This window comes from Oribacterium sp. P9 (assembly GCF_046365365.1).
GTDB lineage: Bacteria > Bacillota > Clostridia > Lachnospirales > Lachnospiraceae > Oribacterium.
The window spans coordinates 437,387-461,401 of record NZ_JBKEIS010000001.1; the positions used below are offsets into that span (position 1 = coordinate 437,387).

Below are 24,015 nucleotides of genomic sequence, written 5' to 3' on the forward strand. Positions count from 1 at the left end.
CGCTTTTTTGGAGGATGAAAGAATGAGACATCATGTAGTACATAAAGATTCATATCGAACATCAGATACAGGAAGGCTTCTGCCGGCACTGGTACTGGCGGGCGCGATGGTGCTGGCATGTGCCGGTACGGCGGTGGCAGGCAGCGTGGCGGCCAGCGGTGTCGATGTGTCGGCGTACCAGATGAGCCTGCCGGGCGGTGGAAACAGTGCGACGGCCGGACAGAGCGCAGCGGCGGCGCTACCGACGGGCGGAGCGACGATCGCACAGGACCAGAGCATTGGCACTCACTACGCGACGGTGCAGTCAGCGGAGATCGATACCGCAAATCCGGCGGTCATCGATATTACGGTTGATGCAGCGTCACTCGTCGGAAGCGGGCAGCAGCTCTACCTGTTTGCGGTGAAGCCGTACCAGATGAACCTCGATGGCCGGACAGACTATCTGGCGGTGCAGGAGGTCGGAAACGGCAGTCTTCAATTCACGGCGGATCTGCAGGACGGCCCGAACAGTCTTCGGACCTATGATGCATTCGTAGTTGCCATCGCCAGTGGGAACGGCTATCAGATCGTATCGAACCGTTGCTACATCGGGAATCCGGAGCTGATCGCGGCAGACCAGTCGCCGGCGCTGAACCGCGGGAAGAAGGGACTGCTGGTGGATCCGAACATCCTCGATGATGCCATCGACCTCGGGATCAAGCATGCCTTTATCCCGGTCACAACCGCACAGCTTTTCGGCACCGGCGTCAGCTACAACTATGATGGAAAAGTCTATTCCTTCGATTCGGCCCTGATTCAGCAGCTGGATCAGGAGATCAGCCGTCTTTCAGGCGCAGGGGTGGCGGTCACGGTAAACCTCGTAAATGGATGGAATCCGACGCAGCCGGCGCTCTACCGTCCGGGCACGAAGGTGGTCACGAGCGATGCGGCGCTGTACTATGGCTTCAATGTCGAAACCGAGGATGGCTTCCAGCTGGTGAAGGCGATGGCGACCTTCCTTGCGAGCCGCTACAACGGGCATAACGGGTACGGAAAGATCACAAACTGGGTCATCGGAAACGAGATCAATAACCAGTACTGGAATTATGTCGGAAATTACAGTGTCCGGGACTATACGCGGATTTTCCAGCGGACCTTCCGTGTGTTCTATACCGCCATCAAATCGGTTTCGGCGAGCGATAATGTCATGTTCTCGCTGGATCAGTACTGGACGATCCGACCGGAGGCCGGATCGGTCGGAAAGTATCCGGGAAAGGATGTGCTGGATAACTTTATGTTTATCGATCAGGAGGAGGGAAAGACCAACTGGGCACTGGCGATCCATCCGTACCCGTATCCGTTGACCGATCCGAATTTCTGGGATGATTTCTCCTCTGGCAAGGTGACGAACGACCTCACCACACCGGTCATCAGCTATGCAAACCTTTCGGTATTGACGAACTATATGCACAGTCAGTATATGCTGGATAAGGGAGGTCAGGTACGAAATATCTTCATGACCGAGGAGGGATTCAGCTCCGTCCGGAAGCTTACACAGGACGCACAGATGGAGCAGGCGGCGGCCGTCGCCTATGGCCACTATATCGTCGAGAACAACCCGGACATCGATGCCTACATGCTTTCCCGTCATCTGGACAATGCCGCCGAAACGAAGGATGGACTCTACTTCGGACTGTCTTCCGTCGGCGCAGATGGTGCCTCGCTCGTCGCGAAGCCGGCGCGCGAGGTCTTCAAGTACATCGACGATCCGAACACCTCGCTCATGGTATCGGATTTTGCGAAGACCATCATCGGCATCAGCGACTGGGCACAGGCCATTCCGGGATTTCATTTCTGATGTTTTAAACTTACACTTGCCTCCATAGATAAATAGGGATTATAATTGCTATAATTTTTTTATTAGAGGAGGCAATTATGCAAAAACTAGGATTTCGACAGACGATCACGATCGGCTTCATGCTGTTCTCTATGTTCTTCGGCGCTGGTAATCTGATTTTTCCACCGCTTCTCGGCGCACAGGCTGGAAGCAGTACGGTTCTGGCGATGGTCGGACTGACCATCACCGCCGTCTGCTTCCCGATTCTGGCCGTCGCTGCCGTCGCGAAGCATGATAATCTCGTGAAGCTCGGTTCGATGATCCATCCGGTGTTTGCATCAGTGTTTACGGTCCTCATCTGCCTGATGATCGGCCCCTTTGTCGCGATCCCGCGTACCTGCAGTACTTCCTTCGAGATGGCGGTCGCACAGTTCCTGCCGTCTGAGAGCGGATCGGTCCTCATGATGGCACGTATTCTCTACTCCATGGTATTCTTCGCCGGTGCGACCTTCGTGGCCCTGCACCCGAATAAGCTGAAGGATATCCTGGGCAGAATCATGACGCCGATTCTGGTCATACTGATCGTCGTCACCTTCGTGGGAACCGTGATGAAGCTGCCGGTGACGGTCGCAGCGCCATCCACCATCGGCTATCAGGAGCATCCGATCATGACCGGCTTCATGACCGGTTATCAGACGATGGATATCCTGGCGGCGCTCAACTTCGGACTCGTCATCGCGATGAACATCGAGGATTTCGGTGTGCATGATCGTCGGGCGATCGCAGGTGAAACGGTGAAGGCCGGGCTCATCGCCGGTGTCATGCTGGCTCTTGTATATTTCGCAACCTCCTATATCGGTGCGATCTCGAGTGGCGTTCCGGGACTCCTGACCGAGACGGAAACCGGTGCCGGTATCCTGTCGTATGCGATCCAGCAGTGCTTCGGTGCGGCGGGACAGATCATCGCCGGACTCATCTTCTTCATCGCCTGCTTCAACGTCTGCTGCGGACTGCTGTCCAGCGGCTCGGAGTATTTCCATAAGCTGGTGCCGAAGATCAGCTATAAGACCTGGCTGTTCGGCTTCGCGATCTTCAGCTTCGTGATTTCCAGCGCCGGACTGTATCGTATCCTGAGCTTCTCCTTCCCGGTCCTGAAGGTAATGTGTCCGATCGCCATCGCCGTGACGATCTTCGGCCTCGTGAAGAAGCGCCAGGCGGAGTAATCGGTCAGAAGAGCGGGGAAGCTATTCGTTTCGCCATGGCCTCGAAGGGCCGGCAGCAGAAGCACCATAGAGGCAGAAAGGTTTTTGTGACTCTGCCGAGGATGTATAAAAATCTTAAAACGGAACCCTTAGTGGCACTTGGATTTATTTTCCTTAGCACCCTCTGCAACACTGAGTTTTCATAAAGAAAACTCAGTCGTTTGCAGAGGGCCTAGTGCCACTTAGGGTTCCGTTTTTGATTTTTAACACCGCAGGCAATGGCTAAAAAAACCTTTCTGCCTCCATGCTTGCTTTAGGCCGGATACACCAGATGCGTGTCATCGATCACGTAGAGCGTTTCGTCGAGGTAGCGCTTCGCGAGCCAGTTTGCCATGCCGAGGTTCTGGTCGAGGTAGTTTCCGCAGTCGCGAGGTGCCGCGCCCGGGATCGGGTCATGGAAGTCGCGGATGAACTCAAACATACGCGTGATGACGGATACGATGTCGCGGGAGCTGAGATCGCCGGCGAAGATGACGTAACAGCCGGTGCGGCAGCCCATCGGTCCGAAGTAGATGGTCTTCTCGGCCCATTCCGGGTCGTTTCGGAGGAAGGTGGCACCTAAGTGCTCGATGGTGTGAAGCTCGGCGGTATTCATGACCGGCTCACGATTCGGTCTCGTCATACGAAGATCGAAGGTCGTCAGGGTCTCGGCGCCGACTTTATCTTTTCTGGAAACGTAGATGCCCGGCTCCAGCTTCTCGTGATTGATGGTAAAGCTTGCGATTTTTTCCATGGTGTACCTCCTGGAAGAGAATAGTAGTGTGTAAGTTCAATTATTATAGAAAAAAGCGCTGGTGTGCGCAAGCTGTGCGTGAAAACGAAGCACAGTACAGTGGCGCTTCTTCGGCAGCGCCTGGATGAATGCCGGAATGATGAAAAAGCGGAGGATCATTGAAAATATAGAGTTGAAATTAATTTCCTCGATTTCACCGATATTGATTGAGCGTTTCCGCGTTCTCGCTTATAATAAAGCTAGAGTATGGCCGTGAAACCGTTTCGACGGAGTATTATCGAAAAGGAGGAAATAATATGGGCCTTTTACAGGTTGGTTTAGGCGCTGCGGAATCTGTTCTTTCGGATCAGTGGCGTGAATATTTTTACTGCGATGCGTTGACAGAAGACGTCCTCATGAAGAAGGGCGAGGCGCGGCAGGCGAGAAGAGCATTTAATACGAAGAAGTCAGATAACCTCATCACGAACGGCGCGATCATCGCGGTGAACGAAGGTCAGTGTATGATCATCGTCGACAACGGTGCGATCGTAGAGGTCAGTGCCGAGCCGGGTAAGTTTGTATGGGATGCGTCGACCGAGCCGTCGATTTTCTATGGTGGACTGAAGAAGGGTATCGTGGATTCCTTCAATACATGGAAGAAGCGTGTGGCGTTCGGAGGCGATACCGCGACGGACCAGCGCATCTACTTCTTCAACACGAAGGACATCATCGGAAACAAGTATGGAACACAGAATCCGATTCCGTTCCGTATCATCGACCGAAACATCAACCTCGATACCGATGTTGCGGTTCGTTGCCATGGTGAGTATGCATATCGTCTGGCCGATCCGATCCTGTTCTATAAGAAGCTCTGCGGAAACGTAAGCGATGAGTTCCGGAGAGATCGTATCGACAGCCAGCTGAAGACGGAGCTGCTTACGGCACTGCAGCCGGCATTCGCCGCTGTATCCGAGCAGGGCGTACGTTATTCACAGCTTCCGGCGCATGCAGATGACATCGCACGGGCACTGGATGTGGAGCTTTCGAATACCTGGGGACAGAACTACGGTATCGAAATCGCAGCCTTCGGTCTCAGCTCCGCGACGATTTCGGACGAGGATGCAGAGCGCATCAAGGTGCTTCAGATGAACGCAGCACTGAAGGATCCGACGATGGCAGCCGCAACGATCGCAGCTGCGCAGGCACAGGCGATGAAGGATGCGGCGAACAATACCGCGACCGGACCGATGTTGGCCTTCGCCGGTATGAACATGGCGAACATGGTCGGTGGAATGAACAGTCAGCAGCTCTATGGTATGGGTGGCGCACCGCAGCAGACACCGCCGACGACACCGTCACCGGCGGCCGCAGGTGTTGGCGTAGCTGCCGCTGCTCCGGCAGGCAGCTGGACCTGTGCATGTGGAACCGTGAATACGGGCAACTTCTGCTCGAACTGTGGAAGCCAGAAGCCACAGCCGTCGACCTGGACCTGCCCGAAGTGCGGACATCAGGGCAATACAGGTAATTTCTGCTCGAACTGTGGAACACCGAAGGCGTAAGCGGATGCAGTAGATTTGTGGTGCGATGTCCGAATGGACATCGCACTTTGTATATGTATCTGAAACAGGGGCATTCGGAGGGTGGATTCTGCGACAGCGTCTCCGAAGTCTTCTCTTTGAGAGACGAATGTGAGATCGAAGATACATATGAGAATGGAAGGAGGGACAGAGATGCAGACGGCACAGGCGAATACCAATGTAACGAACTGCGCGAGTGGATCCGCTGCCGAGGATCGCGAGACCACGATGACGAACACCCTGCAGGAGACGGATCGAAAGTGCCCGCAGTGTGGTGGAACGCTCGAATTTGATCCATCGACCGGTGGGCTGAAGTGCCCATACTGTGATTATACCGAAGCGATCCAGCATGAGGAGGAAGCGAAGGAGAGCGGCACGATCGATGATGAGGGCAGATTCGTCGCGACAGAGCATGCCTATACCGGAAAGGAGGACACCGCGACGACCGACTGGGGTACGGCGACGAAGACGGTCATCTGTAAGTCCTGTGGCGCGGAAATCATGTACGACGCAAACGCCATCGCAAACGTCTGTCCGTACTGCGGATCGACCCAGGTGATGGAAGCCGGCGATCAGAAAGAGAAGATCATGGCACCGGGTGGGGTGGTGACCTTCGATGTCGATCAAAGGCGTGCGGCAGAGCTCTTTAAGACCTGGATCGGGCATAAGTTTTTCTGCCCGAAGCTGGCGAAGGAGAGTGCGGAGCCGGATAAATTCCATGGCGTGTATGTGCCGTACTGGACCTTCGATGCAGAGGCAAGCGGTGACTATACCGGTGAGTATGGTATCAACCGTACCGTGAAAAAGGACGATGGGAAAACCGAGATCGTCACGGACTGGTATGGCTGCAGCGGCGAGATCGAGCACTTCTTCGATGATGTGCTGGTGACCGCTTCGGATCGCTATGATCAGAATATACTTCAGTCGGTGGAGCCGTATCGTACAGATGATGTGAAGCCATACAAGCCGCAGTATCTGGCCGGCTTTATGGCCGAGCGTTATACGCTGAAGCTGACGGATGCCTGGCCGAAGGCGCAGAGCATCATGGATGAAGAGATGCATGAGCTTGCAGAAGATGATATCCGTGATCAGCATAACCCGGATGATGTTCGTTCAGTCAGCATCGAGGCGAAGTATGCCGATGTAACGTATAAGTATCTGCTGCTTCCGGTATGGATCTCCTGCTTCCGTTACCAGGATAAGATCTATCGTTTCATGGTCAACGGACAGACCGGAAAGGTATCCGGCAAGACGCCGATCAGCTGGATCAAGGTAGCGCTGACCACGATCGCCGTGATCGCGATCATCATGCTCCTGTATTATCTGCTTGGGGATTAAAAACGTATACGAAAAGAGGACTGCCGGCGGTAGTCCTCTTTTTATACTCGGGCTCGGAAGCTTCGTTATCTGATGAGCGAGGCGATCTTATCCCCCATCTCGTCGGTGTGCAGGCAGGTGAGACCCTCTACGTCATCTTCCATGATATCACCGGTGCGGAAGCCGGTGCGAAGTGCTTCGGCAACCGCATCCTCGATGGCGTCGGCTTCCTTCGTGAGATTCAGTGAGTAGCGGAGCAGCATCGCTGCGCTCAGAATCGTCGCAAGCGGATTCGCGATGTTCTGACCGGCGATATCCGGTGCCGATCCGCCGGACGGCTCATAGAGACCGAAGCTGTCCTCGCGGAGGGAAGCGGATGGCAGCATGCCGAGGGAGCCGGCGATCTCTGCCATTTCGTCGGAGAGGATGTCACCGAACATGTTCTCGGTCACGACAACATCGAACTGACCCGGATTCCGGACGAGCTGCATCGCCGTGGAATCCACGAGTGCATGCTCGAGCTGTACACCCGGATGCGCCGTCGCCACTTCCGTAACGACCTTCCGCCACAGTCTGGACGAATCGAGAACATTGGCCTTATCCACGGAGGTCACGTGACCGTGACGCTTCTCCGCGATCTCGCAGGCCTTCTTTGCGATCCGGCGGATTTCATAGTCGTGGTACACGAGTGTATCGGTTGCGACCTCCTCACCATCGACGGTTTCGGTTTTCCGTGCGCCGAAGTAGAGACCACCGGTGAGCTCACGCACCATCATCACGTCGAAGCCCTGCTCCGCGATCGACTCGCGCAGCGGACACGCCCTCCGAAGCTCCGGATAGAGATGCGCCGGGCGGAGATTGCAGAACAGTCCGAGGGACTTCCGAAGCTTCAGAAGCCCGGCCTCCGGACGCTTCTCCGGTGGCAGCTCATACCAGTGGGACTGGCCCACCTTGCCGCCGATCGAACCCATGAGCACGGCATCTGCGGACTGGCAGGCCGCGACCGTCGCATCCGTCAGCGGCTCACCATATGCATCGATGGAGCAGCCGCCCATCAACACCTTCTCAAACGTAAACTGGTGACCATAGACCTCGGCTACCTTCTCGAGCACCTTCTGGGCCTCGGCCACGATCTCCGGACCGATGCCATCTCCCGGTATCGTCACAATCTTTGCATTCATCGACATTCCTCCCCGCATCCTTTGCGGCTCTCTGTATTTAAATCGCAGGCCAATGCCTACATCAGAATTCTACACCCATAACTCTACATTATTATCTGCCGAGTTCCAATACCGATCGGTTATGCAAGACATGAACGCAGCAGAGGGCCTAGTGCCGCTTAGGGGTCCCGACTTAGAGTCTTCCGAGCTCGGAGTACTGTGTTTCTGCTGCCGCCCCTCCGGCCTCTGCTGTCCATGACAGAAAATCTTGAAAGCACGCCAAACAAGTGTTCAATGCAGCGCTTCTGTGCTATACTGAAAAAACGATTTGGAGGGCGCTATGGAACACAACGAATTCAAGCTTCATTCTGACTATGCACCGACCGGTGACCAGCCGCAGGCCATCGAAAAGCTGACGCTCGGCTTCAAGCAGGGAAATCAGTTCGAGACCCTGCTTGGTGTTACCGGCTCCGGCAAGACCTTTACGATGGCGAACATCATCCAGCGACTGCAGAAGCCGACACTGATCATCTCACATAACAAGACCCTGGCGGCACAGCTGTATTCCGAGATGAAGGAGTTCTTCCCGGAGAACGCGGTCGAGTATTTCGTTTCCTACTATGATTATTATCAGCCGGAGGCGTATCTGCCATCGACCGATACCTACATCGAGAAGGATTCGGATATCAATGACGAGATCGATAAGCTGCGCTGCTCGGCGATGGCTTCCCTGAACGAGCGTGATGATGTCATCGTCGTATCCTCGGTTTCCTGCATCTACGGTCTCGGTGAGCCGAAGGAATATGCGAACATGGCGATCTCCGTCTGGAACGGTGCCCGGAAGGACCGGGATCACTTCATCCGTCAGCTGATCGATATCCAGTATAACCGGAACGACATCGACTTCAAGCGTGGTACCTTCCGCGTGATGGGCGATGTCGTGGACGTGTTCCCGGCGTCGGAGGGCGAGGAGGCGTACCGCGTCGAGTTTTTCGGTGATGAGGTCGATCGCATCACGAGGATCAATTCACTCACCGCGAAGGCGACGGCGGTCATGGACCACATCGTCATCTATCCGGCGAGCCCGTATGTCATCCCGCAGGAGAAGCTGAACCGTGCGTGCGAGAATATCCTGCAGGAGATGGAGGCGCAGGTCCGTTACTTTAAGGATAACGATAAGCTGATCGAGGCACAGCGCATCGCGGAACGGACGAACTATGATGTCGAGATGCTGAAGGAGACCGGCTTCTGCTCCGGCATCGAGAACTACACCCGGCACTTAAGCTTCGGAAAGCCGGGAGATCCGCCATATACCCTCATGGACTACTTCCCGGATGATTATCTCGTCATCGTGGATGAGTCGCATGTCACACTGCCGCAGGTACGTGGCATGTATAACGGAAACCTCTCCCGGAAGGAGACGCTCGTGGATTTCGGCTTCCGTCTGCCATCGGCCCTCGATAACCGTCCGCTGAATTTCACGGAGTTCGAGCAGAAGATCGATCAGATGCTCTTCGTGTCGGCGACGCCGGGCGAGTATGAGGCGGAGCATGAGCTTCTCCGGGCGGATCAGATCATCCGTCCGACCGGCCTGCTGGATCCGGAGATCGAGGTGCGTCCGACGAAGGGACAGATCGATGATCTGATCGCCCAGATCCATCGTGAGATCGAGGGAAAGCATAAGATTCTCGTCACGACCCTGACGAAGCGCATGGCGGAGGACCTGACGAAGTACCTGAAGGACGCCGATATCCGCGTACGCTACCTCCACTCGGACATCGACACCCTGGAGCGCGCGTCCATCATCCGTGACATGCGTCTCGATAAGTTCGATGTGCTGGTCGGCATCAACCTGCTCCGTGAGGGCCTCGATATCCCGGAGGTCGCGCTCGTCGCCATCCTCGACGCGGATAAGGAGGGCTTCCTCCGTTCGGAGACCTCGCTCATCCAGACGGTCGGCCGTGCTGCGCGTAATGCGGATGGCCATGTCATCATGTACGCGGATACCATCACGGATTCCATGCGCCATACGATCGATGAGACCGAGCGACGCCGGAAGATCCAGATGGCGTATAATGAAGCACACGGTATCACACCGACCACGATCCATAAGGCGGTCGCTGATCTGATCGCGATCGGAAAGGCCGTCGATGTGGATGATCCGCATGGCATAGAGAAGGATGTGGAGTCGATGACGCATCAGGAGATCGAGAAGCTGATCCGTGAGCTGTCGAAGAAGATGCGTGCCGCTGCTGCGGAGCTCAACTTCGAGGATGCGATGAAATACCGCGATAAGATCGAAGAAATCCGGAAAAAGTCAAAAGGCGAGGAGTGAATCGAAGAAGGGCAGCCTCGTGAGGCTGCCCTTCTTCGGTGGTTATAGATCAGTAGTTTTTATCAGCGATGGAGTGGGCCGTCTTGTCCCAGTTCGGCTTGCAGCGCTTATAGTGGCGACGGAAGTACTCGCTGTACATCACATCCACGAGGAAGAGCTGCGAGATCTCTGCCGAGGTGGAGCCGTTCTGGAGGGTGCCTTCATTGGCTCCGCAGAGCAGTATGATGTCCGCAAACTCGGTGAGCGGGGACTTCGTAAAGCGGGTGATCACGATCGTCTTCGCACCGGCGGCCTTCGCGGAACGGGCGATCTCGACCGTATCCTTCGTCGAACCGGAATAGGAGAAGATGAGAGCGACATCCTGATCGGTCAGCGTCGACGCGGTGATCAGCTGCATGTTCGCATCCATGTTACAGATGACCTTCGGCTCGATGCGAAGGAACTTGTTCATGGCCTTCATCGCGGTCAGCATCGAGGTGCCGACACCGAAGAAGACGATGCGCTTCGCGCTGCTGAGGGCATCCATCGCTGCCGTCATCTGCTTCACATCGATGAGGGAATAGGTTTCCTGAATCGCGGAAACATTCTCCGACAGCACCTTCTTCGCGAGCTCAGAGATGTTATCCTCGAGGGTGATGGTCGTATCCTCGGTATCCGTCAGCGGGGACTCACTCGCGCGCATACTGAGCGAGAGCATCATCTTAAACTCCTGATAGCCCTTCACATTCATCGTCTTACAGAATCGGAAGACGGAGGTGTCGCCGACGTCGCAGGCACCGGCCAGGTCGGAAATCGACATGAAAAGTACCTTCTTCGGGTTTTCCAGAATGTAATCCGCTACTTTTTTCTCCGCCTTCGTAAACTGATTATAGGCGGAGCGTATTTTGGTAATGTAATCGTCCTGCATACTCGTTTTCTCCTCTCAAGCAGTAGTCCACCGAAACAAAATCACAGTAGTACATACGGCATTATCATAGCATTATCGGAAATTTGTTTCAACAAAAATAATTTTCAAAATCTCGCCTCCGCATTCTTTCCTTGTATTTTTCGGGCCAATGCCTTATAATATACAAGTTCGTAAAACCGAATAGGTTCTTATAGCTTAACTGGATAGAGTACCGGCCTCCGACGCCGGTGGTCGCGGTTCGAGTCCGCGTAGGAACATCTTTTGCCCGGTGCATCTGCACCGGGCTTTTTCATGCCCGGAGACTTCCGCGGAGCCGAGGGGTCAGACCCTCGCCTGGATTTGGCCTTCTCTTACCGCATTCCAGAAGAGGGTCTGACCCCGGAAACTTCCGGAAGATGCAGAATTTTGTCTGCCTGTCCTGTTGAGAATTGTACAAAAGCCGATACATAAAAATTATTTATATACTATATAAAGTGCAACGGTGCTATCATATGCCTAATCAAGGGAAACCTTCAAATACACGATTCAAAGGAGATAGCGATGAGCAGAGTCTATAATTTCAGTGCGGGACCAGCAGTTTTACCGGAAGAGGTTCTTCGGACAGCGGCAGCGGAGATGCTGGATTATCATGGATGCGGGATGTCCGTGATGGAGATGTCTCATCGCTCGAAGGACTTTCAGGCGATCATCGATACAGCCGAGGCAGATTTCAGAGAGCTGCTCGGGGTACCGGAGAATTATAAGGTACTGTTCCTGCAGGGCGGAGGAAACACGCAGTTTGCGATGGTGCCGATGAACCTGATGCGCCACGGCGTGGCCGATTACATCGTGACGGGCCAGTGGGCGAAGAAGGCCGCAAAGGAAGCGGAGATGTACGGTAAGGTGAACGTAGTCGCCAGCTCAGCCGACAAGACCTTCAGCTACATCCCGGATCTTCAGAACCTCGCCATCGATGACGACGCAGATTATGTATACATCTGCCAGAACAACACGATCTACGGAACCACGATCCGTGAGCTTCCGAACACGAAGGGCAAGGACCTTGTATCCGACGTCTCCTCCATGTTCCTGAGCGAGCCGATGGATGTTTCGAAGTACGGTGTCCTCTGGGGTGGCGTGCAGAAGAACGTGGGTCCGGCCGGTGTGACCATCGTCGTGATCCGTGACGACCTCATCCGTGAGGACGTGCTTCCGGGCACCCCGACCATGCTCCGTTATAAGACCCATGCCGATGCGAAGTCTCTGTACAACACGCCGCCATGCTACAACATCTATGTATGCGGCCTTGTATTCAAGTGGCTGAAGGAGATGGGCGGCCTCGGCGTGATGAAGGAGCGGAACGAGCAGAAGGCGAAGATCCTGTATGATTACCTCGATCAGTCGACGATGTTCCGCGGCACCGTCGCGCCGAAGGATCGTTCCCTCATGAATATCCCGTTCATTACCGGCGATGCTGACCTCGATGCGAAGTTCATCGCAGAGGCATCCGCAGCCGGCTTCAAGAACCTGAAGGGTCACCGTACCGTCGGCGGTATGCGTGCATCGCTCTATAACGCGATGCCACAGGAGGGCGTCGTTAAGCTCGTCGAGTTCATGGATGCATTTGAGAAGAATAACCGATAAGAAACGCGTTGAAGGCAGCGGCGAATGCTTCTGCCGGCGATGCGGTACCATACCGGAGGAACACGCGGACCGGCCATGACGCTGGTGCCCATACGGAAAGGACGAACATCATGAAGAATCGTGAAATTTACTGCTTAAACAATATCAGCCGTGTCGGAACCGGACGTTTCCGGAAGGGCTATACCCTGGTGGACGAGATCGACCACGCCGCCGGTGTGCTGGTGCGCTCCGCCGATATGAAGGCGATGGACTTTCCGCCGACGCTCCGTGCCATCGGACGTGCCGGTGCCGGCGTCAACAACATCCCGCTCGACCGCTGTGCCGAGCAGGGCATCGTCGTATTCAACACCCCGGGTGCTAATGCAAATGCCGTGAAGGAGCTGGTGATCGCGGGTCTGATGCTGGCGAGCCGTGACATCATCGGCGGCAATCAGTGGATCCGGGAGCATGCCGATGTCCCGACCATCCAGAAGGATGCCGAGAAGGCAAAAAAGAACTTCGCCGGCTGTGAGATCAAGGGCAAGACCCTCGGCGTCATCGGCCTCGGTGCGATCGGCGTACTCGTCGCGAATGCCGCCGTCGATCTCGGGATGGAGGTCTATGGCTATGATCCGTACCTCTCCGTGAAGTCTGCCTGGGATCTCTCTCAGAAGGTGCATCACGCGGCGATCCTCGATGAAATCTACGATAAGTGTGACTATATCACGATCCATGTACCCGCCGTCGACAGTACGAAGGGCATGATCAACCAGGAGGCCATCGCACGCATGAAGGACGGTGTCCGCATCCTGAATTTCGCCCGCGATGTGCTGGTGAATGACGATGACATGGCAGAAGCATTGACCAGGGGCAAGGTAAAGGCCTACGTAACCGACTTCCCGAATCCGAAGTCGGCGGAGATGCCGGGAGCCGTCGTCCTGCCGCATCTCGGCGCGTCTACCGAAGAGGCCGAGGACAACTGTGCGGTGATGGCAGTCGAGGAGGTACAGGATTACCTCGACAACGGCAACATCCATCACTCCGTGAACTTCCCGGATACCGATATGGGTGTCTGCAGCAGCGGCGGACGTATCGCTATCCTGCACCGGAACATCCCGAACATGCTTGGACAGATCACGAAGGCCCTCGGCGATGCGAACATCAACATCGACGGTCTACAGAACAAGTCCCGCGGTGACTATGCGTATACGCTGATGGACATCAACCAGCACCTGACCGAGGAGGGCTTCCACAATCTCGGTCTCATCGATGGCATCCTCCGTGTACGAAAGGTGATGTAAGTGCTATCCGAGGATTTATCATGAGATAAAGGAGGAGTTTATGGCAACCGTTAAACCTTTCAGAGCGATCCGTCCGGATGCCGCGTGTGTTCGGGAGGTAGCAGCACTTCCATATGATGTATATTCCCGTGCGGAGGCACGTGAAGCGGTGGCCGGCCATCCGCTTTCCTTCTTAAACATTGACCGACCGGAAACCCAGTTCCCGGAGACGCAGGATATGTATGCGCCGGAGGTGTACCAGAAGGCGTCGGATATGCTGCAGGCAGAGATCGCAGATGGGACCTTCGTGCGTGAAACGAGCGCATGCTACTACGTCTATGAGCTGACGATGGAGGGACGGGCACAGACCGGTATCGTCGCGCTCAGCTCGATCGATGATTATCTGAACGGGATCTGTAAGAAGCATGAGAACACGGTGGAAGAGAAGGAGCAGGATCGTATCCGCCATGTGGATACCTGCTCGGCGCAGACGGGCCCGATCTTCCTCGCCTATCGTGCACATGCCGGTATCCAGGCGATCGTGGAGGAGGTAAAGAAGGAAACGGCGCTCTATGCGTTCGTGACGGATGATGGCGTCACTCATCGGGTATGGAGAATCGCAGACAGCGAGCGGGTAGCGACGCTGGAGGCACTTTTCGAGAAGGTGCCGGCGACCTATATCGCGGATGGCCATCATCGCGCAGCGAGCGCGGTCAAGGTCGGTCTCCGACGTCGGGAGGCGCATCCGGACTATGATGGCACGGAGGAGTTTAACTACTTCCTGTCGGTGCTGTTCCCGGATAAGGAGCTGAAGATCATGGACTACAACCGTGTCGTCAAGGATCTTCATGGGATGGATCCGGAGGATTTCATGTTCTCCATCGAGGAGGATTATCAGGTGTTCCATCTGACACAGCCGATTTCTCCGAAGGTGAAGGGCGAGATCTGCATGTACCTCGGCGGTGAGTGGTTCCTGCTTCGTGCACGCGCGGAACTGCTGTCGGCGCGGTCTATCGATCCGGTCAAGGCACTGGATGTATCGCTTCTGCAGGATACGGTTCTCGGACCGCTGCTGGGGATCGGGGATCCGCGTACCGATAAGCGTATCGAGTTCGTCGGTGGGATCCGGGGACTTCGAGAGCTGGAGAAGCGCGTGAATCAGCATACCTATGCACACGCGATGGATGGCAGCCTCGAAGAGCTCGGTCCGGCGGTCGCCTTCGCGATGCATCCGACGGCGATTACGGAACTCCTTGATGTCGCGGATCATCATCTGCTGATGCCGCCGAAGTCCACCTGGTTTGAGCCGAAGCTTCGCTCCGGTATTTTCATTCACGAAATCGAACGATAAGCTGAGAGAGGGGCCCACGGGCTCCTCTTTATGTCTTTATGTTTTGTGAACGGAACATGCGGGGAATCTTGATTTTAGGGGTGGGCTTCCGTATAATTATGTTTACTGCAAAAATGGAAGTTTTCTGCGCATGATATGTGCTGAGGATTCCGAGGAAAGATGCAGCGGGCCATCCGGTGGACAGGATTCCGGCGGGTGAAAGAAATGGAGAACAGATGGAGAATAATAACAACCAGGGGAACGACGACCGAGGCTTCCGGCATTCGGGTCAGACATTTATGATTCTGATCATCGCTGCGGTCATCACCTTTTTCGTATATACGCTGATTCGTGGCGCGTTTGTTACGGGCGTGACGCAGGAGATCAGCTATACAGAGTTCGTGACGATGGTCGACAGTGATCAGGTCGAGAAGGTGGAGTGGGGCGACAGTGATATCACGATCATCCCGAAGGAGGGTGCGTCGATGCCGTCGGACAGCACCGGTGAATACAGTCCGTACCTGAATCAGGTGGATGTCCGCTACTATGTCGTGCCGGTCGGTGCAGACGCGCAGAAGCTCGTGGACCGTATGCTCGAGCATGGGGTCGTCATCTATAAGAAGAAACCAGACAATTCCGGATTTATCATGGAGGCCCTCATCAGCATCGTCCTCCCGTTTGTTCTGATCTTCGTCGTCATGAATATGACCATGCGTCGCATGGGAAACGGAAACGGCGGCATCATGGGTGTCGGCAAGTCGACCGCGAAGATGTATATGCAGAAGGAGACCGGTGTCACCTTCAAGGATGTGGCCGGTGAAGACGAGGCGAAGGAGTCGCTGATCGAGATCGTCGACTTCCTGCATAATCCGACGAAGTATACGGCCATCGGTGCGAAGCTTCCGAAGGGTGCCCTGCTGGTGGGCCCTCCTGGAACCGGCAAGACCTTACTTGCGAAGGCCGTGGCCGGTGAGGCACAGGTGCCGTTCTACAGTTTGTCCGGTTCGGATTTCGTCGAGATGTTCGTCGGCGTCGGTGCGAGTCGTGTGCGTGATCTGTTTAAGCAGGCGACGCAGTCGGCACCGTGCATCATCTTCATCGATGAGATCGATGCCATCGGTAAGACGAGAGATACCCGCTTCGGTGGAAACGAGGAGCGCGAGCAGACCCTGAACCAGCTGCTGTCGGAGATGGATGGCTTCGATGCCTCGAAGGGGATCATGGTCATGGGTGCGACGAACCGTCCGGAAATCCTCGACCCGGCACTGCTGCGTCCGGGCCGTTTCGACCGTCGTATCGTCGTGGAGAAGCCGGACCTCAAGGGACGTGTCAATATTCTGAAGGTGCATGCACAGGATGTGCAGCTGGATGATTCCGTCGATTTCAACGAGATCGCACTGGCGACCTCCGGTGCGGTCGGTGCAGATCTCGCAAACATGATGAACGAGGCAGCCATCACGGCAGTTAAGCATGGCCGTAAGAAGGTATCCCAGGCGGACCTCTTCGAGGCGGTCGAGGTCGTGCTCGTCGGTAAGGAGAAGAAGGACCGTATCCTCAGTCAGGAGGAGCGTCGTATCGTTTCCTACCATGAGGTCGGACATGCGCTGGTTTCCGCGATTCAGAAGGATGCGGAGCCGGTACAGAAGATCACCATCGTACCACGTACCATGGGTGCACTCGGCTATGTGATGCAGGTGCCGGAGGAAGAGAAGTATCTGAACACGAAGGCAGAGCTTCATGCGATGCTGGTGACCTTCCTGGCGGGTCGTGCAGCAGAGGAAATCGTATTTGATACGGTGACGACCGGCGCTGCCAACGATATCGAGAAGGCGACGAAGCTGGCACGTGCGATGGTAACGCAGTACGGTATGTCGGAGCGCTTCGGACTGATGGGTCTCGAGAGTCAAGAGTCCCTGTATCTCAATACCGGACGGACAGTGATGAACTGTGGTGATGATACCGCGACAGCCGTCGACCAGGAGGTGATGCAGGTGCTGAAGTCCTGCTATGAGGAGGCGAAGCGGATCCTCAGTGAGAACCGTGAGGCACTGGACCAGATCGCTGCGTTCCTGATCGAGCGGGAGACCATCACCGGTAAGGAGTTCATGGATATCCTGCACCGGATCCAGCATCCGGCGGAGTCGGCCGATACCGAATGCGTATAAATGCAGAGCTGTCTGCTGGATGATCTCCGCAGACAGCTCTTTTCTCATGCATGTCTTCTGACTTTCGTCAGCCGGTCGTGTCGTCGCCTCGAGTCCCGGACGCTCTATAGATCCTGCAGGGTAGGAACCTCTTCTGGCAGGAAGGTGAAAATCTCCGACGGAACGACGTCGAGATAGTCGCAGAGCATGGCGACGGATTTCAGTGAAATCGGTGCGTCCGAACGCAGACGCTGCATCATGCTGCTGGAGATGCTCATATGTGCGACGAGATCATACTGTGTCAGATTTTTTCTGTGCAGTGTACGCCAGAAAGGCGCGTAGGAAATCATTTTGTCATATGAACGCTTTCGCTTGGAGCTCATGGTGGATACCGTCCTTCTTTTATTTTTTCCTGGGATTGTATCGGAAAATAAAAGGCACATCGAACCGGTTTGAAACAGCCAGCGAGCGTGGTTTTCAGAAATAGGATTTGGCTGAGGAGAGGATATCAAACAGATAAATAATGTTCTTTAAATTTATTATATATAACGAGGGTGGGAGAGAATGCTGAGAATGCTCATTATATTATTACTGCTGATTATACCAGCCATTTTTGCAACTATATCAAAGCACGAAAGAAGTATACTGATGCCGGAAAGATACAGCTTCTGTTCCAGTCGTATCCGACGGCCGCATCGCTTCGTTTTCCTCTCGGATCTTCATGAGGTTGAGTTCGGAAAGGATAATCAGCGCCTGCTGGAAGCGATCGACGCAGAGCATCCGGAGTTCATACTGATCGGCGGTGACTTCATCCGTTGTCATAAGGTCCGGCCATGGACAGGCCATCGACACCAGGACAGTGTCGAGGTGAGCTGCCGCTTTCTGGAGGCCATCCGGAAGCGCTATCCGACCTACTATGCCATCGGAAACCATGAGGCACGGTTGCGGGAGAAAGCCGGAATCGTGCGTTGCACGAGTGGGGCGAAATATGATACATATATACAGGATATGGCCCGGGCAGACTATGCACGACTCGAGGAAGCGCTGAAGGGCGTCCATGTACTGGATGATGACTGTGTGGTGCTCGATGAGCTCGAACTCAGTGGACTGACCCTGGATCTCAGCTACTTCCGGAACATGCTGACGCACCCGCGGAAGCCGCTTCGGGAAGAGGAGATCCGCGCGAAGGTCGGTACGCCGGACCGATCGAAGTTTTCGATCATGCTGCTGCATACGCCGATGTATGGGCATGAGGCACTGCGACATGGAGAGGATCTGGTCCTCAGCGGTCACTACCATGGAGGTACGATCCGGATTCCAGGGATCGGCGCGCTGATGACGCCACAGTTTCAGTTTTTCGTCCGGGAGTGCGCCGGCATCTTCCGGGAGGGAGAGGGCATACTGCTCATCAATCGCGGACTCGGTACACACTCGATCAACATCCGCATCAACGATAAGCCGGAGATCTCCGTGATCACACTGCTGCCGGAAGGCACCGGCCCTGCACAGGAAAAAGAATGGCACAGGAATTAAGATTTAAACTGGAAAAATTTGAGGGTCCGCTGGACCTGCTGCTGCATCTGATCGAGCGCGATAAGATCGATATCTTCGATATCCCGATCGTGCAGATCACGGCAGAATATATGGACTACATCACGACGATGGAGGAGGAAGATCTCGATCTCGTCTCGGATTTCCTCGTGATGGCGGCGACGCTTCTCGAAATCAAGTCGCGCATGCTGCTTCCGAAGGAGGTGGATGAGGAGACCGGTGAGGAGGTCGATCCGCGTGCAGAGCTCGTTGCGCGTCTGCTCGAGTACCGGAAGTATAAGTACATGGCAGAGCAGCTCGAAAACCAGGAGGATCAGGCAGAGCTTTACTTCTATAAGCCGCCGACGATCCCGAAGGAGGTTGAGAAATATGTACCGCCGATCGATCTCGATGCACTGCTGAAGGATGTGACCCTCGAACGTATGCGGAAGATCTTCGAGGATGTCATGAAGCGGAGAGACGAGTCGGTCGATCAGGTACGCTCGCGCTTCGGTGTGATCAAGCGGGAAAAAATCTCGCTGGAAGGCCGCATCCGCGATGTGCTGAAGTATGTCCGCGGTCATCATCGCGTCTCCTTCCGGCACATGGTGGCGGAGAAAAAGGATAAGATGGAGGTCGTCGTCAGCTTTCTGGCGATCCTGGAGCTGATGAAGATGGGTCGCATCACGGCCGTACAGGAGCAGCCGTTCGGTGACCTCGATATCGCAGAGGTGGAACGCCCGGAGGGCTCGGATGACGAGCTCGACATGAAGGGACTGGAGGATTTTGACTGATGGAAAAGGAAGAGCAGAAGACGAGGGCGGAGGATACGACGGTGGAAACGGCGACGCCGGCCACCACGGCAGATACCGGCACCGCAGCAGCACAGGAGGACAATGCCTCCGTCGGACTCGATGCGGAAACACAGAAGCTGGCCGAGGAAATCGATCAGGAGTTCTCCGCAGATCTTCTCGAGGAGGAGCGCATCGTCGAAGCGCTGCTGTTTACGATGGGACGCTCCGTCGGCCTCGATGAGATCGCGACGGCCCTCAATGCAGGAAAGAAGATCGCGCAGGATGCGGTCGAGCGGCTCATCGCCAAGTATGAGGAACGCAAGGGCGGCATGGTGATCAGGCGGCTCGAGAAGCGCTACCAGATGGCCGCGGATCCGGACTGCTATCCGGCACTCATCCGTGTGGCGAAGCAGCCGAAGAAGCCGGTACTGACCGACGTCGTGATGGAAACCCTGTCCATCATCGCCTATAAGCAGCCGGTCACGAAGGCGGAGATCGAGCGTATCCGTGGCGTCAGCTCGGACCATGCGGTCAACCGTCTCGTCGAGTATGGGCTCGCGTATGAGGTCGGACGCCTCAATGCACCGGGACGACCGGCGCTCTTTGCGACCACGGAGGAGTTTCTCCGTCGCTTCGGCGTGAGCTCCATCCAGGAGCTTCCGGACCTGAATCCGGAGGTCGAGGCAGAGATCAAGCAGGAGGTCCATGACGAGGTCGTGGATATCATGGGCCATGCCGAGGAGGCAGCGCCGGAAGAAGGAACGGCAGACAGCGGGGACGATCCGCCGGCAGATGCCGGCGGAGGATCACAGTGATTGAACCTCGCATGTATACAGCGTACAGCTCCGCCTCAGATCAGATGAAGGCGGCTTCACAGGAAGGACAGCATGATGGAAAAAACAATGCGTATCAAATATCATTCCGATGAGATCGAGAAGCTCGAGTACATCGCCGGAAAGAGCGACTGGATCGACCTCCGTGTCGCAGAGAACGTCACCCTGCAGAAGGGCGAGTTCCGCCTCATCAGCATGGGCATCTCCGTACAGGTGCCGGACGGCTACGAGATGCTGCTCGCACCGCGCAGCTCGACCTTTAAGAACTTCGGCCTGATTCAGACGAACTCTCTCGGTATCATCGACGAGAGCTACTGCGGTGATCACGACATCATCCGGATGCCGGTGTATGCGACCCGCGATACCGAGCTGCATGTGAACGACCGGATCTGCCAGTTCCGCATCCTCGAGCATCAGCCGCACATCGTATTTGAAGAGGTGGACGCCCTCGGTAACCAGGACCGTGGCGGCTTCGGCTCCACCGGGAAGAACTGAGGTGCAGGTGATGCATATGCTTAAGCCAATGAAGACGGCCGCATGGGTCGGATGCGTGGCCCTGCTGCTGACCGGCTGCGGAAACAGGGTGGAGGAGCTCCGCCTGCAGGGCATCGATCTCGTGGAAAAAGGAAAATATGAAGAGGCGATCACGACCCTCGATGAGGCGATGGAGCGAAGCAAGGGCCGGGTCGGTGCCGAACAGTATGACATCCTGCTGTATAAGGCGGAAGCCGAGTACATGCTCGGTGACTATGATGCGGCCCGGAAAATCATCGAAACCCTGCGTGAGGTGAATGGAGATCAGGAGGTATATCTCCAGTTCCAGACACAGCTCGACGCGCGACAGTACATCGAAAGTGCGACGAAGGCGCTGAATGACGGTGATATGGACGTGGCCCGCGAAAGCCTCGACCAGGCGAAGGCCGCCGGCCTCACGAATGATAAGGACTACCAGTTCGATGAGCTCGTGTACCTCGAGAAAACGGCACAGTGGACGGAGGCCTACGAGGCGGTCCAGACCTTCCTCGAAAACTATCCGGGGGATGCGGATGCGACCCGCGAGCTCGCGTTTCTGCGGACCCGGATCGATGAGCTCTCGGCGAACACGGCTGCCGGCGGCACCGGTGTCCCGTCGACGACCGGCTGAGAAGCACGCGGTCCGACTACGGATGTGACAAACCTCTGTCGGCACTTCCCGTGTCGGTATCTGCTGTTTTCGGGCGGATTTGCTGTAATTTTACCGAATACGGACGCAGAACATATATCGATGTTTGACAGCCTGATGCTTGCATGCATCAGGCTTTTTGATTATACTTTTTTTGTTTTGTTTGTGTTCACACCGTTAGGAGGATCTCGCTATGAAATCATACACGAAGATGACGAAGGACGAGCTCGAGAAGGAGCTTCACGAGCTGAAGAAGCAATACGAGAAGTATCAGGCGATGGAGATGAGCCTCGATATGAGCCGTGGTAAGCCATGTAAGGAGCAGCTGGATCTCAGCATGGGCCTGATGGATGCACTGACCAGCGGCTGTGATATGTACTGTGCGGACGGTACCGACTGCCGTAACTACGGTGTACTCGGCGGTATCGAAGAGGCGAAGGAACTGCTCTCGGATATGATGGAGAACAACCCGGACAACATCATCATCTATGGAAACTCTTCACTGAATGTCATGTATGATTCCATTTCGAGATCGATGACCCACGGCGTTATGGGTTCCACGCCATGGTGTAAGCTCGATAAGGTGAAGTGGCTCTGTCCGGTACCAGGCTACGACCGTCACTTCAGTATCACCGAGTATTTCGGCATCGAGATGATCAACGTCCCGATGACACCGACCGGCCCGGATATGGATATCGTCGAGAAGCTCGTGAAGGAAGACGACGCCATCAAGGGCATCTGGTGCGTTCCGAAGTACTCCAACCCGCAGGGCTACAGCTACAGCGATGAGACCGTGCGCCGGTTCGCACGTCTCCAGCCGGCTGCACGTGACTTCCGTATCTACTGGGATAACGCTTACGGTGTACATCACCTCTATGATAAGAACCAGGATTACCTCATCGAGATCCTCGCCGAGTGTAAGCGCGCGGGTAATCCGGATATGGTCTATAAGTTTGCCTCGACCTCGAAGATCACCTTCCCGGGTTCCGGCCTCGCAGCGCTGGCGACGAGCTCGAACAACCTGGATGATATCCGTAACCAGATGAAGCACCAGACCATCGGATATGATAAGGTAAATCAGCTTCGTCATGTGCGTTTCTTCAAGGATATCCATGGCATGATCGAGCATATGCGCAAGCATGCGGATATCATCCGTCCGAAGTTCGAGACCGTAGAGGGCATCTTCGAGAAGGAGCTCGGGGGTCTCGGTATCGGTGAGTGGACGAAGCCGAACGGTGGATATTTCATCAGCTTCGATACCATGCCGGGCTGTGCGAAAGCGGTCGTAGACCACTGCAAGAAGGCCGGTGTAAAGCTGACCGATGCCGGCGCAACCTTCCCGTATCATCACGATCCGGAGGATACGAATATCCGTATCGCGCCGACCTATCCGCCAGTCGATGATCTGAAGATCGCGGCGAATCTGTTCTGCCTCTGTGTAAAGCTCTGCTCCGTAGAGAAGCTTCTCTCCGAGAAGACACACCAGGCCGTAGAGGTTCTGGATGCACCGGAGTCCGAGGCACCGGCACAGGCATAAATTAAAATTCCGCCGAGGGCCGTCTCAGAGGTATTCTGAGACGGCCCTCGGCGGAATTATTTGATTATACCCTGTACATCAGTTCAGGAGCTGCTTCATGATATATGCGTAGATCTCCTGATTGTTGGCGGCCCACTTCGCACACATGCGCTCGGCGAAATCCTGATCCGGAACATTGATATCGACAGAGAACAGGATGGAGCTTTCCTCCCGGACCTCCATATGCACGATATAGTTCCCGTTATCATCCTGCTCATAGTCTGTATAGTTTGAGGACTCCTGACGCAGCTTGATCTTGTTGGCCTTCAGAAACTTGTTCATATCCTCGATCGCACCCGACGAGATATCGCTGCCGAAGAGCTCCAGCGTCTCGGAGCCCTCCCGTGTGATCTCATAGCGCGTCGCATTTCGCGTCGTATGGGCGGTGATCAGGTGCGCGTCCTCCAGTGCGGATATCGCCTGCTGCAGGGTGAAGTAGGTCGTGTACTCATAATCCAGAAAGAAAGCACTCAGCTGATTGTTCGTCAGCGGGTAGTTGATGGACTTCAGCAGATAGAGAATCATCAGCTTATACAGGGTTAAAGGCTCGGTAATCATAAAATGCCCTTTCTATCGTTCTATATTTCATTATAATAACAGGAAAGAGGGGGTATTTCAATGTGACGGACCCTTTTACACATGGCTTTTCTGTGTTAAAATATACGTTCATGGAGATTT

Annotated in this window: 20 protein-coding genes and 1 tRNA gene; 16 read left to right on the top strand and 5 right to left on the bottom strand. The window is 55.2% G+C overall.

Annotated features, from left to right (window positions below):
- The first annotated feature begins 22 nt into the window (after positions 1-22).
- Positions 23-1,837, top strand: coding sequence for a DUF5722 domain-containing protein (locus ACK8P7_RS01825; RefSeq protein WP_410042513.1), 1,815 nt, complete (start codon positions 23-25; stop codon positions 1,835-1,837).
- Between the two features lie 77 nt (positions 1,838-1,914).
- Positions 1,915-3,039, top strand: a complete 1,125-nt coding sequence (brnQ, locus tag ACK8P7_RS01830) for a branched-chain amino acid transport system II carrier protein (RefSeq protein ID WP_410042514.1) — start codon at positions 1,915-1,917, stop codon at positions 3,037-3,039.
- A 292-nt stretch (positions 3,040-3,331) separates the two neighbouring features.
- On the opposite strand, the gene ACK8P7_RS01835 is transcribed toward brnQ, so the two are convergent.
- Positions 3,332-3,811, bottom strand: a complete 480-nt coding sequence (locus ACK8P7_RS01835; protein ID WP_410042515.1) for an S-ribosylhomocysteine lyase — start codon at positions 3,809-3,811, stop codon at positions 3,332-3,334.
- Positions 3,812-4,107: 296 nt separating this feature from the next.
- Between ACK8P7_RS01835 and ACK8P7_RS01840 the strand changes: the two genes are divergently transcribed.
- Both ACK8P7_RS01840 and ACK8P7_RS01845 read left to right on the top strand, forming a co-directional pair.
- Positions 4,108-5,349, top strand: coding sequence for an SPFH domain-containing protein (locus ACK8P7_RS01840; protein WP_410042516.1), 1,242 nt, complete (start codon positions 4,108-4,110; stop codon positions 5,347-5,349).
- Positions 5,350-5,520: 171 nt separating this feature from the next.
- The gene (locus ACK8P7_RS01845) at positions 5,521-6,705 is read left to right on the top strand and encodes a hypothetical protein (RefSeq protein ID WP_410042517.1); all 1,185 of its coding nucleotides are present in this window, start codon (positions 5,521-5,523) and stop codon (positions 6,703-6,705) included.
- A 65-nt stretch (positions 6,706-6,770) separates the two neighbouring features.
- On the opposite strand, the gene leuB is transcribed toward ACK8P7_RS01845, so the two are convergent.
- Positions 6,771-7,865: a 3-isopropylmalate dehydrogenase gene (gene leuB / locus ACK8P7_RS01850; protein ID WP_410042518.1), complete on the bottom strand. Its 1,095-nt coding sequence runs from the start codon at positions 7,863-7,865 to the stop codon at positions 6,771-6,773.
- 319 nt (positions 7,866-8,184) lie between these two features.
- Here leuB and uvrB point away from each other — a divergent pair, with 319 nt between their 5' ends.
- The gene (gene uvrB / locus ACK8P7_RS01855; protein WP_410042519.1) at positions 8,185-10,179 is read left to right on the top strand and encodes an excinuclease ABC subunit UvrB; all 1,995 of its coding nucleotides are present in this window, start codon (positions 8,185-8,187) and stop codon (positions 10,177-10,179) included.
- 49 nt (positions 10,180-10,228) lie between these two features.
- On the opposite strand, the gene ACK8P7_RS01860 is transcribed toward uvrB, so the two are convergent.
- Positions 10,229-11,086 carry a MurR/RpiR family transcriptional regulator gene (locus tag ACK8P7_RS01860; RefSeq protein ID WP_410042520.1) on the bottom strand — a complete coding sequence of 286 codons (858 nt, stop codon included), beginning with the start codon at positions 11,084-11,086 and terminating at the stop codon, positions 10,229-10,231.
- Between the two features lie 184 nt (positions 11,087-11,270).
- On the opposite strand from ACK8P7_RS01860, the gene ACK8P7_RS01865 reads away from it, so the two are divergent.
- The 5 genes from ACK8P7_RS01865 (at position 11,271) to ftsH (ending at position 17,463) form a co-directional block, all read left to right on the top strand.
- Positions 11,271-11,343 (top strand) — tRNA-Arg (locus ACK8P7_RS01865).
- A 283-nt stretch (positions 11,344-11,626) separates the two neighbouring features.
- Complete coding sequence (gene serC, locus ACK8P7_RS01870; RefSeq protein ID WP_410042521.1) at positions 11,627-12,709, top strand: 3-phosphoserine/phosphohydroxythreonine transaminase; 1,083 nt, start codon at positions 11,627-11,629, stop codon at positions 12,707-12,709.
- A 110-nt stretch (positions 12,710-12,819) separates the two neighbouring features.
- Positions 12,820-13,989: a phosphoglycerate dehydrogenase gene (locus ACK8P7_RS01875; protein WP_410042522.1), complete on the top strand. Its 1,170-nt coding sequence runs from the start codon at positions 12,820-12,822 to the stop codon at positions 13,987-13,989.
- Between the two features lie 40 nt (positions 13,990-14,029).
- The gene (locus tag ACK8P7_RS01880; protein ID WP_410042523.1) at positions 14,030-15,319 is read left to right on the top strand and encodes a DUF1015 domain-containing protein; all 1,290 of its coding nucleotides are present in this window, start codon (positions 14,030-14,032) and stop codon (positions 15,317-15,319) included.
- Positions 15,320-15,534: 215 nt separating this feature from the next.
- Positions 15,535-17,463 carry an ATP-dependent zinc metalloprotease FtsH gene (gene ftsH, locus ACK8P7_RS01885; protein ID WP_410042524.1) on the top strand — a complete coding sequence of 643 codons (1,929 nt, stop codon included), beginning with the start codon at positions 15,535-15,537 and terminating at the stop codon, positions 17,461-17,463.
- A 104-nt stretch (positions 17,464-17,567) separates the two neighbouring features.
- Here the strand turns inward: ftsH and ACK8P7_RS01890 are convergent, their stop codons facing one another.
- Entirely contained in the window at positions 17,568-17,825 is a 258-nt protein-coding gene (locus ACK8P7_RS01890; protein WP_410042525.1) for a helix-turn-helix domain-containing protein, read from the bottom strand.
- Between the two features lie 265 nt (positions 17,826-18,090).
- Between ACK8P7_RS01890 and ACK8P7_RS01895 the strand changes: the two genes are divergently transcribed.
- The 6 genes from ACK8P7_RS01895 to ACK8P7_RS01920 all read left to right on the top strand — a co-directional run bounded on the left by ACK8P7_RS01895 (position 18,091) and on the right by ACK8P7_RS01920 (position 23,298).
- Complete coding sequence (locus tag ACK8P7_RS01895) at positions 18,091-18,975, top strand: metallophosphoesterase (RefSeq protein ID WP_410042526.1); 885 nt, start codon at positions 18,091-18,093, stop codon at positions 18,973-18,975.
- On the top strand, positions 18,960-19,766 hold the full coding sequence (locus ACK8P7_RS01900; RefSeq protein WP_410042527.1) for a segregation and condensation protein A: 807 nt from the start codon (positions 18,960-18,962) through the stop codon (positions 19,764-19,766). Before ACK8P7_RS01895 ends, ACK8P7_RS01900 begins: the two co-directional genes overlap by 16 nt.
- Entirely contained in the window at positions 19,766-20,581 is an 816-nt protein-coding gene (gene scpB, locus ACK8P7_RS01905) for an SMC-Scp complex subunit ScpB (protein WP_410042528.1), read from the top strand. The genes ACK8P7_RS01900 and scpB overlap by 1 nt, the downstream gene beginning before the upstream one ends.
- A 75-nt stretch (positions 20,582-20,656) precedes the next feature.
- Positions 20,657-21,094, top strand: coding sequence for a dUTP diphosphatase (locus tag ACK8P7_RS01910; protein ID WP_410042603.1), 438 nt, complete (start codon positions 20,657-20,659; stop codon positions 21,092-21,094).
- A 16-nt stretch (positions 21,095-21,110) separates the two neighbouring features.
- On the top strand, positions 21,111-21,743 hold the full coding sequence (locus tag ACK8P7_RS01915; protein WP_410042529.1) for a tetratricopeptide repeat protein: 633 nt from the start codon (positions 21,111-21,113) through the stop codon (positions 21,741-21,743).
- Positions 21,744-21,954: 211 nt separating this feature from the next.
- Positions 21,955-23,298 carry an aminotransferase gene (locus ACK8P7_RS01920; RefSeq protein ID WP_410042530.1) on the top strand — a complete coding sequence of 448 codons (1,344 nt, stop codon included), beginning with the start codon at positions 21,955-21,957 and terminating at the stop codon, positions 23,296-23,298.
- 78 nt (positions 23,299-23,376) lie between these two features.
- On the opposite strand, the gene ACK8P7_RS01925 is transcribed toward ACK8P7_RS01920, so the two are convergent.
- Entirely contained in the window at positions 23,377-23,895 is a 519-nt protein-coding gene (locus ACK8P7_RS01925; RefSeq protein WP_410042531.1) for a DUF4364 family protein, read from the bottom strand.
- Positions 23,896-24,015: the final 120 nt, after the last annotated feature.

Bases quoted from the DNA above. Each gene is read 5' to 3' on its own strand.
- ACK8P7_RS01825 (WP_410042513.1), top strand. From the start codon at position 23: ATGAGACATCATGTAGTACATAAAGATTCATATCGAACATCAGATACA.
- brnQ (WP_410042514.1), top strand. From the start codon at position 1,915: ATGCAAAAACTAGGATTTCGACAGACGATCACGATCGGCTTCATGCTG.
- ACK8P7_RS01835 (WP_410042515.1), bottom strand. From the start codon at position 3,811: ATGGAAAAAATCGCAAGCTTTACCATCAATCACGAGAAGCTGGAGCCG.
- ACK8P7_RS01840 (WP_410042516.1), top strand. From the start codon at position 4,108: ATGGGCCTTTTACAGGTTGGTTTAGGCGCTGCGGAATCTGTTCTTTCG.
- ACK8P7_RS01845 (WP_410042517.1), top strand. From the start codon at position 5,521: ATGCAGACGGCACAGGCGAATACCAATGTAACGAACTGCGCGAGTGGA.
- leuB (WP_410042518.1), bottom strand. From the start codon at position 7,865: ATGAATGCAAAGATTGTGACGATACCGGGAGATGGCATCGGTCCGGAG.
- uvrB (WP_410042519.1), top strand. From the start codon at position 8,185: ATGGAACACAACGAATTCAAGCTTCATTCTGACTATGCACCGACCGGT.
- ACK8P7_RS01860 (WP_410042520.1), bottom strand. From the start codon at position 11,086: ATGCAGGACGATTACATTACCAAAATACGCTCCGCCTATAATCAGTTT.
- serC (WP_410042521.1), top strand. From the start codon at position 11,627: ATGAGCAGAGTCTATAATTTCAGTGCGGGACCAGCAGTTTTACCGGAA.
- ACK8P7_RS01875 (WP_410042522.1), top strand. From the start codon at position 12,820: ATGAAGAATCGTGAAATTTACTGCTTAAACAATATCAGCCGTGTCGGA.
- ACK8P7_RS01880 (WP_410042523.1), top strand. From the start codon at position 14,030: ATGGCAACCGTTAAACCTTTCAGAGCGATCCGTCCGGATGCCGCGTGT.
- ftsH (WP_410042524.1), top strand. From the start codon at position 15,535: ATGGAGAATAATAACAACCAGGGGAACGACGACCGAGGCTTCCGGCAT.
- ACK8P7_RS01890 (WP_410042525.1), bottom strand. From the start codon at position 17,825: ATGAGCTCCAAGCGAAAGCGTTCATATGACAAAATGATTTCCTACGCG.
- ACK8P7_RS01895 (WP_410042526.1), top strand. From the start codon at position 18,091: ATGCCGGAAAGATACAGCTTCTGTTCCAGTCGTATCCGACGGCCGCAT.
- ACK8P7_RS01900 (WP_410042527.1), top strand. From the start codon at position 18,960: ATGGCACAGGAATTAAGATTTAAACTGGAAAAATTTGAGGGTCCGCTG.
- scpB (WP_410042528.1), top strand. From the start codon at position 19,766: ATGGAAAAGGAAGAGCAGAAGACGAGGGCGGAGGATACGACGGTGGAA.
- ACK8P7_RS01910 (WP_410042603.1), top strand. From the start codon at position 20,657: ATGGAAAAAACAATGCGTATCAAATATCATTCCGATGAGATCGAGAAG.
- ACK8P7_RS01915 (WP_410042529.1), top strand. From the start codon at position 21,111: ATGCTTAAGCCAATGAAGACGGCCGCATGGGTCGGATGCGTGGCCCTG.
- ACK8P7_RS01920 (WP_410042530.1), top strand. From the start codon at position 21,955: ATGAAATCATACACGAAGATGACGAAGGACGAGCTCGAGAAGGAGCTT.
- ACK8P7_RS01925 (WP_410042531.1), bottom strand. From the start codon at position 23,895: ATGATTACCGAGCCTTTAACCCTGTATAAGCTGATGATTCTCTATCTG.